At 37.8% G+C, this 17,387-nt stretch carries 19 protein-coding genes; 6 read left to right on the top strand and 13 right to left on the bottom strand.

Annotated elements, in window-relative coordinates; all coding sequences use genetic code 11:
* Window positions 1-43: 43 nt before the first annotated feature.
* The 7 genes from ACT4_RS16350 to rpoD form a co-directional block, all read right to left on the bottom strand.
* On the bottom strand, window positions 44-1,456 hold the full coding sequence (locus tag ACT4_RS16350; RefSeq protein WP_004876974.1) for an APC family permease: 1,413 nt from the start codon (window positions 1,454-1,456) through the stop codon (window positions 44-46).
* 240 nt (window positions 1,457-1,696) lie between these two features.
* Window positions 1,697-2,881 carry an iron-containing alcohol dehydrogenase gene (locus ACT4_RS16345; RefSeq protein ID WP_004876973.1) on the bottom strand — a complete coding sequence of 395 codons (1,185 nt, stop codon included), beginning with the start codon at window positions 2,879-2,881 and terminating at the stop codon, window positions 1,697-1,699.
* Window position 2,882: 1 nt separating this feature from the next.
* Window positions 2,883-3,416, bottom strand: a complete 534-nt coding sequence (locus ACT4_RS16340; protein ID WP_004876971.1) for a hypothetical protein — start codon at window positions 3,414-3,416, stop codon at window positions 2,883-2,885.
* Between the two features lie 81 nt (window positions 3,417-3,497).
* Window positions 3,498-4,154, bottom strand: coding sequence for a lipoyl(octanoyl) transferase LipB (lipB, locus tag ACT4_RS16335; RefSeq protein WP_007484164.1), 657 nt, complete (start codon window positions 4,152-4,154; stop codon window positions 3,498-3,500).
* A complete protein-coding gene (locus ACT4_RS16330) occupies window positions 4,141-4,887 on the bottom strand; it encodes a hypothetical protein (protein WP_034605457.1) in 747 nt (248 codons plus the stop codon). Before ACT4_RS16330 ends, lipB begins: the two co-directional genes overlap by 14 nt.
* A gap of 146 nt (window positions 4,888-5,033) precedes the next feature.
* Window positions 5,034-5,321 (bottom strand): YbeD family protein, encoded by a 288-nt coding sequence (locus ACT4_RS16325; protein WP_004652212.1) that lies wholly within the window; start codon window positions 5,319-5,321, stop codon window positions 5,034-5,036.
* Window positions 5,322-5,459: 138 nt separating this feature from the next.
* Complete coding sequence (gene rpoD / locus ACT4_RS16320) at window positions 5,460-7,346, bottom strand: RNA polymerase sigma factor RpoD (protein WP_004876965.1); 1,887 nt, start codon at window positions 7,344-7,346, stop codon at window positions 5,460-5,462.
* A gap of 352 nt (window positions 7,347-7,698) precedes the next feature.
* Between rpoD and ACT4_RS16315 the strand changes: the two genes are divergently transcribed.
* Together ACT4_RS16315 and ACT4_RS16310 are read left to right on the top strand one after the other, a co-directional pair.
* On the top strand, window positions 7,699-7,905 hold the full coding sequence (locus ACT4_RS16315) for a PA3496 family putative envelope integrity protein (RefSeq protein ID WP_004876963.1): 207 nt from the start codon (window positions 7,699-7,701) through the stop codon (window positions 7,903-7,905).
* Window positions 7,906-7,977: 72 nt separating this feature from the next.
* Window positions 7,978-8,502 (top strand): YecA family protein, encoded by a 525-nt coding sequence (locus ACT4_RS16310; RefSeq protein WP_007484160.1) that lies wholly within the window; start codon window positions 7,978-7,980, stop codon window positions 8,500-8,502.
* 139 nt (window positions 8,503-8,641) lie between these two features.
* Here ACT4_RS16310 and ACT4_RS16305 read toward each other — a convergent pair whose 3' ends face one another.
* Window positions 8,642-9,247, bottom strand: a complete 606-nt coding sequence (locus tag ACT4_RS16305) for a LysE family translocator (RefSeq protein ID WP_004876959.1) — start codon at window positions 9,245-9,247, stop codon at window positions 8,642-8,644.
* Window positions 9,248-9,348: 101 nt separating this feature from the next.
* On the opposite strand from ACT4_RS16305, the gene ACT4_RS16300 reads away from it, so the two are divergent.
* Complete coding sequence (locus ACT4_RS16300) at window positions 9,349-10,230, top strand: LysR family transcriptional regulator (protein ID WP_007484157.1); 882 nt, start codon at window positions 9,349-9,351, stop codon at window positions 10,228-10,230.
* A gap of 5 nt (window positions 10,231-10,235) precedes the next feature.
* On the opposite strand, the gene tmpT is transcribed toward ACT4_RS16300, so the two are convergent.
* Both tmpT and ACT4_RS16290 read right to left on the bottom strand, forming a co-directional pair.
* Complete coding sequence (gene tmpT, locus ACT4_RS16295) at window positions 10,236-10,868, bottom strand: thiopurine S-methyltransferase (RefSeq protein WP_004876957.1); 633 nt, start codon at window positions 10,866-10,868, stop codon at window positions 10,236-10,238.
* A 55-nt stretch (window positions 10,869-10,923) separates the two neighbouring features.
* Entirely contained in the window at window positions 10,924-11,544 is a 621-nt protein-coding gene (locus ACT4_RS16290) for a DedA family protein (protein ID WP_007484155.1), read from the bottom strand.
* Window positions 11,545-11,783: 239 nt separating this feature from the next.
* Here ACT4_RS16290 and ACT4_RS17415 point away from each other — a divergent pair, with 239 nt between their 5' ends.
* Window positions 11,784-12,935: a hypothetical protein gene (locus ACT4_RS17415; RefSeq protein WP_007484154.1), complete on the top strand. Its 1,152-nt coding sequence runs from the start codon at window positions 11,784-11,786 to the stop codon at window positions 12,933-12,935.
* 98 nt (window positions 12,936-13,033) lie between these two features.
* On the opposite strand, the gene ACT4_RS16280 is transcribed toward ACT4_RS17415, so the two are convergent.
* Window positions 13,034-13,966: a rhodanese-related sulfurtransferase gene (locus tag ACT4_RS16280; protein WP_007484151.1), complete on the bottom strand. Its 933-nt coding sequence runs from the start codon at window positions 13,964-13,966 to the stop codon at window positions 13,034-13,036.
* A gap of 110 nt (window positions 13,967-14,076) precedes the next feature.
* Here ACT4_RS16280 and ACT4_RS16275 point away from each other — a divergent pair, with 110 nt between their 5' ends.
* The gene (locus ACT4_RS16275; RefSeq protein WP_007484148.1) at window positions 14,077-14,568 is read left to right on the top strand and encodes a DUF1289 domain-containing protein; all 492 of its coding nucleotides are present in this window, start codon (window positions 14,077-14,079) and stop codon (window positions 14,566-14,568) included.
* Here the strand turns inward: ACT4_RS16275 and ACT4_RS16270 are convergent.
* Complete coding sequence (locus ACT4_RS16270; RefSeq protein ID WP_034605454.1) at window positions 14,565-15,221, bottom strand: DUF2306 domain-containing protein; 657 nt, start codon at window positions 15,219-15,221, stop codon at window positions 14,565-14,567. The two genes, ACT4_RS16275 and ACT4_RS16270, sit on opposite strands and share 4 nt — an antisense overlap.
* 69 nt (window positions 15,222-15,290) lie before the next feature.
* Between ACT4_RS16270 and ACT4_RS16265 the strand changes: the two genes are divergently transcribed.
* The gene (locus ACT4_RS16265) at window positions 15,291-15,956 is read left to right on the top strand and encodes a YARHG domain-containing protein (protein WP_007484145.1); all 666 of its coding nucleotides are present in this window, start codon (window positions 15,291-15,293) and stop codon (window positions 15,954-15,956) included.
* A gap of 72 nt (window positions 15,957-16,028) precedes the next feature.
* Here ACT4_RS16265 and gltA read toward each other — a convergent pair whose 3' ends face one another.
* The gene (gene gltA / locus ACT4_RS16260; RefSeq protein ID WP_004876951.1) at window positions 16,029-17,303 is read right to left on the bottom strand and encodes a citrate synthase; all 1,275 of its coding nucleotides are present in this window, start codon (window positions 17,301-17,303) and stop codon (window positions 16,029-16,031) included.
* Window positions 17,304-17,387: the final 84 nt, after the last annotated feature.

Here is a 17,387-nt window from a genome sequence, read left to right as displayed (position 1 = left end):
TAAATAAAAAGGCGCATCAAGCGCCTTTTTATTTGTCGACAGTTTATAGTCTGTCATCAAATTCATTGTGTTGAGGAGCAGAGTATTTAAAACCTTTAGTTTTATAACCAAGATATAAAATACCAAACATTGCCCACCACAAGCCGTATTTGAGTGCTGTCTCTTCAATTTCTAACCACATTGCAAAGACACTGAGGAAGCCGAGTAGTGGAATAATCACAAAGCTCAGAATATCTTTAAAGTTCTTCGTGCGACCATCTCGTAATGCATAACGAGAAATTACTGATAAGTTTACAAAGGTAAACGCAGTTAAAGCACCGAAACTGATCATTGAAATGACAATATCAAGATTCATGAAACCAGCAGTTAACGCAACGGCACCCACAATCAAAATATTATATGAAGGGGTGAAGTTTTTTGGGCTGATATGACCAAAGATTTTCTTATTAATTACACCATCACGACCCATCACGTACATCAAACGAGATACACCCGCATGTGCTGAAATACCTGATGCCATTACAGTGACGATTGCAAATGCTAGAACATATGACTGGAATAATGAACCACCGACTAATAGTAAAATATCAGGCTGTGTGGCAGCAACATCTTTAAAGTATGTTGTAGGATCATTCGGGAAATAGATCTGCATAAAGTAAGTACTGATAATGAAAATCACACCCGCGAATAATGCCGTTAAGAAAATTGCTTTAGGGAGTGTTTTCTCAGTATCTTTGGTTTCTTCAGCAAGTGAACTTAGTGAGTCAAAGCCAGTGAATGAGAAGCAAAGTAACGTTGCACCAGTGATGAGTGCACCGACTGAAGTTAGTTCATTCCAGAAAGGCTCTAAGCTCCAAAGCTGATAACGTGTTTCAGCCGTGATAGGACCGTCGGCATTCACACCCATTTGAAGTTTTTGATAAACTAAATAAGTGAATGTGCCAATTACGATGAGCTGTACTAAAACGATCCAACTGTTAAAGTTCGCCACAAATCGTGCACCACGTAGGTTGACACCTGTCATAAATGCTGTGAGAACAATTACCCATATCCAGTGGTTCACTGATGGAAAAAGTGCTTCTAAATAAATAACAGCAAGAATGATATTGACCATTGGTGAGAGTAAGTAGTCTAACCATGAAGACCAACCCACCATGAAACCAACATTCGGGTGAATGGATTTTTGGGCATAGGTATATGCCGACCCAGAGGAAGGGTAGCGACGAATCATATGACCATAGCTAATCGAGGTAAACAAAATTGCAATCAATGCAACAATGTAAGAGGTTGGCACATGGTAATGACTTTCTTCAGATACTAGACCGAAAGTATCGAACAAAGTCATTGGTTGGATATAAGCCAAACCAATGATGATAATGTGCCAGAGTCCTAGCGTTTTTTGCAGTTTAGCTGCCGATTGAGTCCCAGAAGTATTTGTCAACGGCGTTGTCCTCATAATCGTTGATCAAGGATCAGCTTTAGTGTCAAGGATCGTTTGAGACGAACGATCCCCCCGATAAAAATCTAAAGTGCGCAAATCTATCCTAATTTAAGGCAGTTTGTCAGTAGCTTTGGGGATTTTTTAGCAATTTTTTAGCCAATTTGCCAAGAAAAAAGATGAATGAAAATTCACGAAACCAATAAAAAAGGTTCGATTTAAGAAAAAATCGAACCTTTTGGTGTTTTAAGTATTGATTTACCAAGCTTTTTTAAGAATAGCTTTCAGGTCATCTATATTTGCTTCTTTTGGATTATAAATGATAGATCCATCATTTAATGCCTTCTCAGCAACTTCATCTAACTGAGCTTCAGTGACCTTTCCTGTCTCTCTTAAGGTGCGAGGAAGCTTAGTTAAGCTAAATAATCGATCACGCATGGTCAAAATTGTGGCAATTGCTTTTTCTGCACGGAGATTGGCAGGAGTCTGTGCATAAATGTCTGCGCCTGCAAGCGGTAATAATAATTCACCGATCTTGTCGCCATTGATCTCTTTGTTGTATTCCAGCACATATGGCAAGAATAAGTTCATGCATAAACCGTGGGGTAGATGTGCAACTGCACCTAAAGCATGACCTAAAGAATGTACTAAGCCAACCATTGAGTTTGAGAATGCGATACCAGCCATCGTTGACGCTTGAGCAAGTTCTAAACGACCTTGAGCATCACTTGGATTGTCCAATACTTTGAATAGATTTTCACTGATTTTTTTGATCCCAGCACTTGCATAAGCATCGCTTAATGGATTTGCCGCTAAGCATGTATAAGCTTCAACACAGTGAGTCAATGCGTCCATACCTGTCATGGCTGTAAGGTGTGGTGGCAAAGTTTGCGTCATACGTGGATCAAGGATCGCAGCATGTGGCATCAAGTAATAAGAAGCGAAAGCTAGTTTTACATTTTTCTGTGTGTCAGAAACAACAGCAACCATAGTTGCTTCAGAACCAGTACCAGATGTCGTCGGAATAACGAAAAATGGTTTTAATGGTTTTGGTAGATTGTGCGCACCAGAATACTGTAGTAAATCGTCACCACCTTCAGAAACTAGAATATTAGTCGCTTTAGAGGTATCAATTACTGAACCACCACCAATCGCAATGATCGCATCACATTTTTGTTTACGATAAAGTTCAGCGGCTTGACGAACGACTTCTAAACTTGAATCTGGTGGAACATCATCAAAGATTGCACCAATCACTGCATCAGTTGTACTGAAAGCAGCTTCAATTGGATTCAGCAAACCATTTGCACGTACGCCTTTATCCGTAATGATCATCGGACGTTTTGCACCTAAAGTGGCAAGTTCAAAAGGGATATGCTCTAACGCAGCGTTACCAGCAATTACTTTTACAGGACAAAAAAACTCGTAATAAGGCTTAGCCATGTTATGCGCTCCGTTTGAGATATGATTTCGCGACTTTAAGATAAATATTTTTTGCACCCGTGAATTTTTCTTTTAATGTCAATTCGGCTGGGTAGCGTTTTACGGCAAGTGAAGCGATCAATTTAGGTAAGATCAGGGCTTCCATTTTATTCAAGCAACGTACAAGACGAATTGCGCTTGAAACATCACCATCAGCGATCATGCGATCATTGGCAAATGCCTGTGCCGTACTTTCTTGGAAAGAAAATACAAGAAATGCATGCGTTAGATGCTTGAAGGTAATGGTTAAATCAGGCTTTCCTTTGAAATTCGGTAAAAGCTCTAATTGTTTTTCTTCTGTTACACGAGCAATAAATGCAGGTCCATTTGGAAATACATTCATTGAAAGTATGAAGCCAATAGGAAATTTTGAAACTTCCTGTTGTACTTCACTGTCCACTTGGCTTGCCATTACTAAACCACGACCAACAACATCCATCATGAGTTTTACGTAGGCAAATTGCAAAGTGGGCTTCACTGCTTTGGTCGAAATCACTTGCGTATCCCTTGTTAAAATTATGCAAAAGCAAATTTAGAGTAATTACTCTAATTTATTTCTTTAGAATTGAAAAGTAATTTATTCAGATTTGACTTCAAGGTCATGAAAGAAATTTGTATTTTTTAAATAATCAACAAAATCATGACAAAGTTGCTCAAAGCTTGGGTAATCTTTAAGCAAGTCTTGTAAGCGTACCATTTCTAAACCAGCGTATCCACATGGATTAATGGTTTGGAAGCCGCTTAAATCGCAGTTGATATTTAAAGCTAAGCCATGATAACTACGACCACGACGAATTTTAAAACCTAAAGAACCAATTTTACGTCCATCCACATAGACGCCAGGTGCATCTGGTTTCGCATACGCCTGAATATCATATTGCTGTAGTAGGTCGATCATTGCTTTCTCTGCAAAGCTAACCAGTGTGCGTACATGCCATTTCAGACGATTCAAATCAAACATGAAATAGGCAACCAGTTGACCTTTACCATGCCATGTCACTTGTCCACCACGGTCAGTATGAACAACAGGAAGGTTACTTTGCATGAGGATATGTTCTGCTTTGCCTGCCTGACCTTGCGTCAAAACATCTTGATGCTGTAATAACCAGACTTCATCTGGTGTATTTTCATCACGATTGGCAGTAAAGGCTTTCATTTCTTCAAAACGTGCTGTGTAATCTTGAAGATCATTGAAGCAGCGAATGATTAAGGATGGTTTATCAAGGTTCGTCACAATAAACTTCCTTCGTCTGAATAAATACAATGTTGCGGAAAATCTGTTCCAATTGCTCATCTTGAGCTTGATGTGGGTTGGCGCAATTTGACCAGTCACGAATTAATTGAATTTGTGCATATTGCACGGCATTTTTGCTTTGTAATTTCGCATCAAAATCTTGTGCACGTTTTGCTAGGAAATCTTGATTATTTCCAAGCTTTAACTGATGTTTATTTTCTTTTTCCAAAGATTTTTTTGCATTCTGGAGTAGGGTGTTGCTATTTCGTGTATTCAGCGATTTGGCAATAGCAAAACATTGTTGACCATAGTCGCTGATCAATAATTTTTCAGGCTGTGAAAATGCAGCAGCAGTTAAGTAATTATGTCGATATTCTTGATCAAGAGCAGTGAGTAAATTTTGTTTAAGTGTTTGAAATGCCTTGAGCGGTATCGGATGAAGATTGTTTAATTGGGTTCGAGTGTTTTTATATTCTTGATCAATTTCTTTTAGTTTGATTTTCGCAATATCTTCAGGTTTGAATGCATAAGATCTGCTATTTAATAGGCTTGTATGACTTAATTGTATCATTTGCACGGTATCTTGTAATTGCTTTTCTGAATATTGCTGAGAATTATATTGTCCTTCAAACTCACACAGATCATTTTGCCATGTAAAAGTCTTAGTTTTTGCATAGCATAAATTGGCGAATGAAACTGTAATTGCTGCGATTAGAAGCACATGCTTTTTCATCTGTAGATTCGCAACCATACATTAAAGAATTGTAGAACGATATTTTAAGATATTAACTGATTTTTATCAGTAATTCAGTTGATTAGATATTATGTTGAAATCGGTATAAAAAAATCCAAAACACTTTCGTATTTTGGATTTCTCTATTAAAGCGCTGTCTTAATTAAAGGACAGGCTGCAAGATCAGCATACAGTGCATGAACTTGTTCTAATTCTTCAAAACGCAGCTGCGCAGTTAAAGAATGATATTTACCTGTACGTGACGGCTGAACTTTTACTGTGTCGCCATCAAATTCAGGAAAGTGCTTCTGTAGAATATCAACAACAGCTACTCGAAGTTCATCCCCAGCATTACCAATCAGTTTGATTGGATAGTCCATTGGGAAAACCCAAAGATGTTCTTGTAATTCACGAGAAGGAGTGCGGTCTAACATGAGCAACCTCTTAACTTGAAACGCCTGCATCAGTGCAGGCGCTTATGATCTATAACATAGATGGGGATGAAGTGTTGAACTTCAAGTCTTATACGGATTCAAAACAGGGTCTTGATTCCGTATAAGGTGGCCCAAATATTAGTCATTTTCTAAGAATGAACGTAAGTGTTCTGAACGAGAAGGATGGCGAAGCTTACGCAATGCTTTTGCTTCAATCTGACGAATACGTTCACGTGTTACATCAAACTGCTTACCTACTTCTTCTAAAGTATGATCCGTTGGCATATCAATACCAAAACGCATCTTCAATACTTTAGCTTCACGTTCAGTTAAGTTTTCAAGTACTTCACGGGTTGCTTCTTTTAAGCCTTCAGAGGTCGCAGCATCAACTGGAGAGGTGATGTTTGAGTCCTCAATGAAGTCACCAAGATGCGAATCTTCATCATCACCGATTGGTGTTTCCATCGAAATCGGTTCTTTTGCGATTTTAAGTACTTTACGAACTTTAACCTCGTCCATTTCTAGACGTTCACCTAACTCTTCTGGCGTTGGTTCACGGCCCATTTCTTGAAGAAGTTGGCGAGACACACGGTTGATTTTGTTAATTGTCTCGATCATATGCACAGGGATACGAATGGTACGCGCCTGATCCGCGATCGAACGTGTAATCGCCTGACGAATCCACCATGTTGCATAAGTCGAGAATTTATAACCACGACGGTATTCAAACTTATCTACGGCTTTCATCAGACCAATGTTACCTTCCTGAATCAAATCAAGGAACTGTAAGCCACGGTTAGTGTATTTCTTCGCGATCGAAATTACCAAACGTAAGTTTGCCTCAACCATTTCTTTCTTCGCGCGGCGAGCTTTTGCTTCACCAACAGCCATACGTTTAGAGATATCTTTAATATCTTTAACGTTGAGACCAAGGTCTTTTTCGATATCAGCAATCTTTTGTTGGAACGCTAATACGTCAGGACGTACTTTCTCTAAATGTGCTTTAGTTTCAGCAGGTGCTTTCGCAATCTGCTCATCTAACCAAGCTAGGTTTGATTCTTGTTCAGGGAATGTTGTACGGAACTGAGTACGATCCATACGACCACGACGAACTGCATAACGCATGATTTCACGTTCATTTGAACGGATTTGATCATGTGTACCACGAATCATTTCAGAGATGATTTCAAATAAACGAGGAGTGAATTTGAACATCATGAATACAGCAGCTAAAGCTTCAAGAGCAGCTTTTGCTTCATCACTGTTACGACCATGTTTTGCAATAACTGTTTTAGTTTCATTCCAAGCAGCTTCTAACTCAGAGAAACGAACTTTCGCAACTTCAGGGTCTGGGCCTGAGTCGCCTTCAGAATCATCATCACTTTCTGACTCTTCTTCTTCGTCATCATCATCGAGCTTAACGTCTTTGGTTTTAGATGAAGCTTTTTCATCTTCCTCTATTTCTTCAGATTCCTCTTCTAAAACTTCAGGAATCTCTTCGTCAGTTTCCGGGTCTAAATAACCAGATAGAATATCGGCAAGACGACGCTCACCAGTCAAAAAGTCATTATATTCTTGTAAAACTACTTCAACAGCGTTTGGCCAGTAAGCGATTGAATGTAAAACGTCACGAATACCTTCTTCGATACGTTTTGCAATGCTGATCTCACCTTCACGTGTAAGGAGTTCAACTGTCCCCATTTCACGCATATACATACGCACAGGGTCAGTGGTACGACCAGGCTCACTTTCAACCGATGCTAAAACAGCAGCAGCTTCTTCCTCTGCAACCTCATCCGCAGCTTCAGTAGATTCGCCAAACATTGCATCGTCAGTTTCAGGTGCACGCTCATGCACAGGAATACCGACGTCTTGAAGCATCTGAATGATGTCTTCAATCTGTTCGCTTTCTGTAATCGAGTCTGGGAGATGATCGTTAACCTCAGCGTAAGTTAAGTAACCTTGTTCTTTGCCTCGGCTAATCAGAGCCGCTACTTGCGAAGTAGGGGAATTCATATCGCTCATCTTTGCTTACTCTTTGTTGAATCTGTGGCGGTGAAAAACCGTGCATGATAGCACAATTCACTGGGAATGTTTTGGATTTGATCCGTTTGCTTTAAATAAAAAAATACGTTTGATTTCACGGTAGTTTTTTGAATATGGGGTTAACTATTATTTTTTCAAGCATCAAGTCCTTTCGAAATGAAGGAAATTTTCATTCTTGTTGCCCTTAATCTATAAATACACAAAAAAACCGCCGAAAAAAAGTACAAATTCGCGATTTATAGCAAAAAAATAAAATAAAACTTGACAAGAATTTTGAAGAAAGATAAATAGCGGCTAGACCCATTTAAATTTTTCATATTAGAGGTACTTAGTGTCTTCTACAGATTTTGAATTAGATGATGATAACTATGGCGATGATGATGTAAGTTTTGATGAGTCATCAGGAAAACTTACTGCCAAAGAATCATTAGAAAAGCGCCGTTTGATCGATGACCTATTAGCTCAACGTCGTCTCGAGCGAGAGTTAAAAGATTTTGATTATGATTTCGACGACGATGACCTCGATGATGAAGACTAAGCAAAATTGCTAAGACTTTATGATCGAAAATGTTATGCTGTTGCTGATGTATTTTTAAAGTTGGATTAAAGAATGAGCACGTTAGATTTAGACTTATTGAGTAATTATCTCGACGGTGATCAAAACGAATACGGTCTAGATTTCGCAGCGACTCATGGCTTTTTGTGTGCTATTGCCGTTGGTCCAAAATTTGATCGTTGGTTAGATGAGCTTTTCGAGAGCAACCAAAAGAAAGTTCCAAGTGAAATTATAGAGCAAATCAAAGCTTGGTTAGAATCGATTCGCCAAGATTTAGCGAATGAAAATGGAATCGAGTTTCCATTTGAAATCGAAGAAGCTGATGTAGATTCTAGCTTAGGTGATTGGAGCGTTGGTTTCGTCGATGCAATGTTCTTAAACGAAGAGGCATGGTTTGCCCCAGAATTTGAAGAGCAATTGGTTGATTTAACTCTACCAATCATGGTGTTTAGCGGAATTGATGAAGAAGATCCGCAAATGGAATCATTCCGCCGCAATGGTCAGTTGATGGATGAGCTGGCAGAAGAAATTCCAGAAAACTTGAATGAAATTTATTTGATGTACCATACGCCTGCGTAATGATACATTTTGCAGTGATGTCATCTCAGTGCAATTATAAAACTAAGTGAATTAAAAACGTCCCCTAGAGGACGTTTTTTTATATTGAGTATTTTGATTTACAGAGGTCGTATATATTCTTGAGGGTATTGTGATTAAATTACAAACTAGAAAATAATAAACTTAGACCTAAGCCACTTAGCACAGAGCCAATAATTCGATTAATAACAACTTGTTTTGCTAAAATTTTATTTCGAATAGTTGGTGTGGAGCAAAAATATGCAATCAATAAAAACCAGACTAAGTGACTGAAAGAGATAAACGCACCGTAACTCAAAAGATGAACAAAGTTATTTTCTGAACTCATAATTTGTGAAAATAAACTGATCACGAATAATGTCGTTTTGGGATTTAAACTATTGGTTAATATGCCTTGTTTAAATGCTTGAAAAGCACTAATGGAAATATTTTCAGCATTGAAAGAAACTTTTTCCTGAGTAAATGTTTTATAACCGAGAAAAATTAAATAAGCAGCGCCAATGTATTGAATAATTTGTAGAAGACTCGGAATATTGTTTTGTAAAAAACTTAGTGCAATTAAGCTATAGCTGATGTGAACCCAAACTCCACTGGCAATACCACATGCGGTTAAGATACCGAGCTTACGACCAAATAAATAACTATTTCTGGTGACTAGTGCAAAGTCAGCACCAGGACTAATCACAGCCAATACGGTAACCAATACGATAGTAATTATTTCATTCACTCAATTGACCTTGTAAAAATATACTAATGATTTATATATTTTTCATATATTTGCTATATTTAAAATCGAAGTTAATTTTGATTGATATATGAGATTTTGGAATGATTGAAAGGTTGTCTTTGAATTCTCTTAAGTTTTTCTATTATGTGGGACGCTATGAAAGCGTTACCGTTGCTGCGGAAAAGCTATTTCTCACCCAAGGTGCGGTAAGTAAACAATTAAAAAACCTAGATGATACGTTGGGTTATGCTTTGTTTGATCGAGAGGGTAGACATCTGATTTTAACTGATCGAGGACGGATCTTGTTTGAATGTTGCCAGCAGGTTTTCCAACAAATTGACCAGTGCCTAATACAGTTACAAGGTGAGATAAAATCGCAAAATACCTTGATCGTTTCATGTGAACCAACTATTGCCATGAAATGGCTTATTCCTCGTCTAGGCAAGTTTAAGCAGCTTTATCCAAATATCGAAGTAGGTTTATTGACCAGTGGTGGAGCAGTTGATTTTGATATTCAGAATATTGATTTAGCCTTGAGACGCAATGATTTTGATTGGGGTAAAGCTATTTATAGCGAAAAAATTGCAGATGAATACATGCTGTGTGTTGGAAAAAAAAATACTCATTCGGTTGATCAGATATTCATTTCATCTTCAAGACCGAAACTTTGGCAGAAATTTTTAGAAATTCAAAATGGTCGATTTAATGAGCTAAATAAGTCTGTGTTGGAGCATTTTTATTTATGTATTGAAGCTTCAATCGCTGGGCTAGGTGCTTCTGTGGTTTCAGCCTATATGGTTGAAAGGGAGATCAAGTATCAGATGTTAGAAAAGTTGAGTCCTGTATATAAAGATGACTCAGCTTATTTTTTACTGTCAGCTTCACCATTTGAAGATGATGTACGCAAAGTGATTTTTAAAACTTGGTTGATCGAGGAAATGCAAGCGAGCCAAGCTGAATTTTCTGCACTCAATATTCAATGATTTGTCTAAATTTTCTCTAATAACCAAACATTTTCTTTTGCATCCACTTTTCCTTTGAGCTTTTCATACTCTGAGGCTAATTGCTTGATTTGATAATGGCTTGCGTAATATTTTCTGAGTTCTTGTTCTGGAACTGAGAAAGGAGGGCCTGCTAAAAGGTCTTGATCATATTCAAAGCTAATTAAGAGTTGAGGGGCGTTCTGAGTCAGTTGTACTAGATGTTGGGTATATGTCTCACGCATATGTTCAGGTAATGCAACCAACGCAGCTCGGTCATAAGTTGCATCAATTTTTGAGATATGATCAATATTCAGTTCAAAAAAGTCACCAACATATAGATCAATACTTTGATGAAGGTAATGGGTTAAATCTCCAACTTGAGACACTGTGAACTCAAGCTTGAGTTCAGATATAAGTTCTTCAATTGCAATTGGGCTAAGATCAATCCCTGTGATATGAAATCCTTGCTGAAGTAACCAGTGGATATCTAGGCTTTTTCCGCATAATGGAATGAATATACGCGCTTGAGGTTGTAAATTTAATGATTGAATGTGCTTGATTAATAGAGGATTGGGGCTAGATAAATGAAATCCAATATTATTGCTTTGCCATTTGTCATGCCAAAATTCGTGTTTCATTATCTATCCTTAATTTTTTACTGAATGACTTGAAATATACGTTGTTGCTTCATTTTTAGCTATTTTTAGACTTATTAAGATAAAATCTTTTGAAGCACCACCAAGCGATATAGATAGTGACAATCGTTAAAATGAAATAGCTCATACGTTGCATAATAGCAGTCATGAGTGCTTGATTTTCACTAAAGTGATAACCGAGATAAGCGAGAAAGCTAGTCCAAATAATAGTTCCCGCACTACTATAAATCATGAATTTTGCAAAAGGCATTCTGCTCATACCAGCGGGTATACTAATTAATGAGCGAACAGCAGGGATCATACGTCCAAAGAAAACAATACGATGACCATGTTTATTAAACCAATTCAGTGCTTTCTCTAGATCCGTCACTTGAATGCGTAAATATTTCCCATAGCGCTCGATGAATTTAAATAATTGAGGTTGAGGAACTTTCCTCCCTACCCAATACAACAACATGGCCGCTGCGATTGAGCCGATGCTGCCAGCAATGATTACACCAATCAGGGTAAGCTCGCCTTTTGAGGCTGTGTAGCCTGCGGAAGGCATAATGATTTCAGATGGAATTGGTGGAAAAATGTTATCCAGAAACATTAAAAATGCGATACCTAGATACCCAAGCTTTTCCATGATGGATAAGACCCACTCTTCAAGACCCATAGTGCCTATTTATGTTACTTATGAATTAAGACAGGATAATTCGTGCTTGTTTTACTAGCAATAAAAGATTCGTTAAGCAAGTTGCATGTAATAGGAAGAGAATAACTGAATATATTTTACTTAGTATTAAACCCTACGTTCTAAAAGTATTTGATTGGTATAAACAGAAAGGTATGTATAATACTGGCGATTTTGCGCAATGGTGAAATCACATAAAAACCAAATATTAGGGTAAGCCAATGAAATTAAATACTAAAAAAAAATGTATGCTCAATTTGTTTTTAATATCAATTTTGATAACTGGATGCGGAGGAGATAATAGCAATGATTCAAGTGTTGTAATTGAGCCAACGGATCAATTTGAGATTGAATACAGTACAATTACAGGTACAGCATTTGCCGAATCAACTTTAAATGGAAAGACTGTAACAGCGAGTTGTAAAGATTCTGTAGGTTTTAAAGAAGAGGTGGTAGTTGATGAACACGGTGTATGGCTGGGACAAGTAGATAGTAGTAAATTTCCATGTCGTTTAGAAGTTAAAGCCAATGAACATAGCTATCACAGTTATATTAGCCAAGCAGGAAGAGTTAATATTAATCCGTTTACAGATTTGGCTATCGCTTATGCAAGTACGCAATTACCCGCTACATGGTATCAATCAGGTAGCATAACAGTTGATCAGTTGAAATCAGCGAATACTGCTTTGGTGAATGAGTTAATTAAAAAAGACTATTCACTTGATAGTAAAACGGATCTCTTTACTACAGAAATAAAAACAGTAAATCCTCTCCATTTAGCTATTCAAGCCTTGTTAGATGCAATTCAAGGCAGCAATAGTATTCAGGACTACAATGCCTTATTAACTTTGATTAAGGATGGTAATTTAAGTCAACTACCTGAAAAACTTAAAAACCAAAATACTGAAACAAATTTAGATGATCTCCCAAATGTGACAGATTTTTCATTGAACAAATTCAATAATAAGGCATGTACTTGGGTGGAAAATACAACTGAACTATATATTAACTGTAATAAGGATGTAATGAGTGATTTCAAAAATTTATCGCTAGTTTCCATCATTGGAATATCTGAGTCAGGCATTATGACAAAACCTTGTGAAATTTATAAATATGGGGAAAATCTAACTCTACAGACAGGGGGTAAATCAATTACTGCACAGTTTACAAGTCAAGGTTTCGATCAAATATATTATCAAAATGATGAAAATCAGATAGTTGTTTCTGCTTCTCCAAGTAAAAATCGTTTTAATACGGCTACATTAGTATTTCGTGATAATAAACTTTTTACTGCTACTTTTGAGGGTTACTTAAATAATGAATCTAGTCTTGGAAATCAAGAATTGACATGTATTATGAATCCAAATTCATGATGGGAAATGAATTGTCTTATTCAGATCTGAATAAGCGTTAAATTTTTTACTTATAAAAAAGCCATAGTAAAAACTATGGCTTAACTATGCTTTAGTGCTTATAGGCGTTTACGTTTTGCGGCAGCAATTTGCGATTGGCGCATACGGAAACCTTCTTTTTGTTTCTCTGTGGTTTTGTCGATACAGAAAACACAAGACACACCATGTTCATAACTTGGAAGAGCCGCTTCTTCTTGCGTTAAAGGCCAGCCACATGCGTGACATTTGATATTTTCGCCTTCTTCAACGCCATGTGTGACTGCAGTACGACCATCAAATACGAAGCATTCTCCTTCCCACATGCTTTCTTCAGCTGGTGTTTCTTCAAGATATTTTAAAATACCACCCTTCAGGTGATACACCTCATTAAAACCTTCTTGGAGGAGGAGAGAGGTTGATTTTTCACAACGGATACCACCTGTACAGAACATCGCAATTTTCTTATCTTTATGCTGTTCAAGGTTTTGTTTTACATATTCTGGGAATTCGCGGAAAGTTTCAGTTTTAGGATCAATTGCACCCTTGAACGTACCTGCTTTGTATTCGTAATCATTACGCGTGTCGATTAAAATGACGTCATCACGGCTGATTAGCTCATTCCATTCTTTAGGATCTAGATAGTGACCAACTAAATCACGAGGTTTAACTTCTACGCCTAAAGTTACGATTTCTTTTTTAAGTTTGATTTTCATTTTACGGAATGGTTTTTCAGAGCTTTCTGACTCTTTATATTCCATTGCGTTAAAACCTTCGTTTAAAAGAAATTGATGAATGCGATCAATTGCTGCACGATCACCTGCAACAGTACCGTTAATTCCTTCTGAAGCAACAATTAGAGTTCCACATAAATTGATGTTATTCACTAAGTCCAAAAGACGTTGTTGCAGATCCGCTGCATCTGAAACTTCTTTAAATTGATATAGTGCCGCAACAACCCAATTATTGGTCGCTTGCTGTTCTACAGGTGCAAGCTGTTCTACAGTAGCGTTCATGGATAACTCCAAATGTATTAAGATAGGAAAAATAAGGCGCGTATTTTAGCGTGAAATTTATAAATAAGCGAGAAAACCATAAAATGAATATGGTTTTAAAGGAGTTGGTTTTGAGTAATGATCGTCGAATTCCATCATTAACCCCATGTGCAGGGCGTTGTTCAACGGTATTTGGTGATCTAGTTTGTCGAGGGTGTCGTCGTTTTAATCACGAAGTGATTCAATGGAATACTTACACACCTGACCAACGCTTAATGGTTTGGAAGCGTTTAGATGCGCAGTTGGATCAGATCTTAGTCCCGTTATTACCAAATGCAAATCTTCAACATGTCGAAGGTTTTATTCATGGTAAGCATATCCGTATTTTGGAAAATGCGAGTAAAGGTCGTAAGTTGTATCATGCTCTAAAAATTTGTGAAAAGAATAAACATTTAGCGCATGAAAGCGGTTTAGGTATTCACGATAAGCAAGTTAAACTGATTTGGGATGAGTTTGAACGCCGTGTCCTAGCGCTTGCGAAAGCGAGTTATGAGTTGGCTTGGTTGCGGGCCGATGGAATTAGTTCCAATTTATTGCGTGCTTTAGAGGAAGATGAAATTTAATTTGATTTTGTCTTTTTTGCTAATCGATAGATGATGAGTTCAGCAATAAGTAAATTAATTGTCCATCCAAGCCAAGCTTCAAGTTGGTAAATATGCAGTGGAGTGAGCCAGTCAAAATACGGTTGTAACTCATACAAAGCGAGTTTCCATGTCCTTAAGCTTAATGCTGAAAGGGCAAGCGCAAAGCTTCGAATCATCCAGTTACGATGTTTTAGCCATTGTTTATGCATAGCGAAATATAGCGCTAAGGCGGTACTGCACCCCCAAAGTAATCCCAAAACAACAAAGCAGATTTGAGTGCTAAGACCACCATTGGCTGAAAATGCAAGAATAAATCCACTCGGTAGGGCAAATCCAAGTGTGGCGATGATATAGAGCCAGCCTGCATAACGATGTAAACGGGGTAGATTTTGACGAATGCTTCGAGAAAACTGTGTAAAACCTGCTAATAAAACAAAGCTACTTGTGATGACATGCATCTGAAAGCCAATTCGCCAAGGTTGGGTGTTGACAACATCTTGTTTTAATACCAAAAAATTGGTGTGATCAGACCAAGGATAATAATTCAGGCAAATTTCAATCATGAGCCAGCATAGATAACTGAACATGAGAAGGCTCAAAATTTGTAAAAATTGATTTAGGCTTTTCCACATAAAAAGTGATCACTATTATGGTATGGTATTCAAAAAACGAAATAATTTTAGTTGAACGAGAATATATACATGCAAAATTTTAAACAATTATTGATCTTAACTGTTGGTTTGGCAACGAGTACTTTTTCTATAGCACAAACGATGCAAATTGCACCTTCATGGACGGGTTTGTATAACGATGAACAGAAAATTTCATTATTCTTTCAACAAAAGGGCACAGATGTGTCTGGCTATAGTTTGTTAAACGGAAAGCAAACAAACTTTAAAGGCAAAATTCAGCAAACTGACTTGAACTATACCTTAACTTTGAATGAGGTTGGGCAAGGTGCAGACATCGGAAAGTTTATTTTAGAGTTCAAGAACAATGCTACACCCATAGAGGCGCAATGGTTGCCTACAAGTAAATCTGTAAAGCCGAAATTTTTTAACTTGGACGCTCAACAATGTAAGTTTGCTAAAGGGCAGGGAGATTTTCCTGAAACATCCACTCGACTATTAAAAGATGGTGATTTACAGGTTGCGCAAGGTGAGCTGGAATATATGCGTAATGAGATTTATGCACGTCATGGTTATGCATTTAAAACGAAGGAATGGGCAAATACATTCGCGATGTATGACTGGTATATGCCGTGTTATACCAATGTAGAAGGAAGACTATCTAAAATCGAAAGAGAGAATGTAAAACGTATTAAGATGGTCGAACCCTATGCACAAAAGATGGATTGGGGACGTTAAAATTTCCGTACATGGTTGAAATAAAAAAGCTGCCAAATGGCAGCTTTTTTAACATTAACTTTACTTAGAAAATTAACGTTTGATATCGCGTTGTGTTTCACCAGTATAAAGTTGGCGTGGACGACCAATCTTGTATGGTGACGCGTGCATTTCTAACCAGTGGCTGATCCAACCAACAGTACGTGCAAGCGCGAAGATAACAGTGAACATTTCAACTGGGATACCAATCGCTTTTAAGATGATACCTGAGTAGAAGTCAACGTTTGGATAGAGTTTACGTTCTACGAAATACGGGTCGTTCAATGCAATTTTCTCAAGTTCCATCGCAAGAGCAAGCTGTGGATCATTGATACCTAATGCTTCAAGAACTTCGTCACAAGTTTGCTTCATTACTTTAGCGCGTGGATCGAAGTTTTTGTAAACACGGTGACCGAAGCCCATGAGTTTAACTTCTTTACGCTTCACTTTTTCCATGAATTCAGCAACGTTTTCAACGCTACCAATTTCATCAAGCATTTTAAGAACGGCTTCGTTCGCACCACCATGCGCAGGTCCCCAAAGTGCTGAAATACCTGAAGAGATACAAGCGTAAGGGTTCGCGCCAGTTGAACCTGCAAGACGAACTGTAGAAGTCGATGCATTTTGTTCATGGTCAGCATGAAGTGTGAAGATACGATCCATTGCTTTAGCAAGGATAGGATTTACTTTGTAATCACGGTCAGCAGGTGTAGCAAACATCATGTGTAAGAAGTTTTCTGCGTAACCTAAGTCATTACGTGGGTAAATGAACGGTTGACCTACTGTATATTTGTAGCTCCACGCTGCAAGCGTAGGAATTTTAGCAATTAGGCGAATTGCAGTAATTTCACGATGGTTGATATCTTCGATATCTAAACCGTTGTGATAGAACGCAGATAAAGCACCAACAACACCAACCATTATTGCCATTGGGTGTGCATCACGACGGAAACCATTAAAGAAACGGCTTACTTGATCGTGAACCATTGTATGGTTACGTACTTTAGCGTCAAATTCTGCTTTTTGTTCAGCATTTGGAAGCTCGCCATTTAATAATAAGTAGCAAGTTTCTAAATAGTCTGCTTGAGTCGCTAATTGATCAATTGGATAGCCACGGTGCAATAACACACCTTTGTCACCATCAATGAATGTGATCTTAGATTCGCAAGCAGCTGTCGCCATAAAACCAGGATCGAAAGTAAAGTGACCAGATGCCAATACATCTTTAACGTCAATTACATCTGGGCCCAATGTGCCGCTGTAAATTGGTAATTCAATTTCTTTGCCATCAAGCTGTAATACGGCTTTTTTGCCAGTTGCTGCAGACATTCAATAGATCTCCTGTCCTGGTGAATGATTATCTGACTCGAAATCCTAATCTTGTCATGTGCGAATCAGACGGTGTCAAAATTT

It is taken from the genome of Acinetobacter sp. NBRC 100985, assembly GCF_000241225.1.
Lineage (GTDB): Bacteria > Pseudomonadota > Gammaproteobacteria > Pseudomonadales > Moraxellaceae > Acinetobacter > Acinetobacter venetianus.
This window is presented reverse-complemented; position numbering and strand designations above follow the sequence as displayed.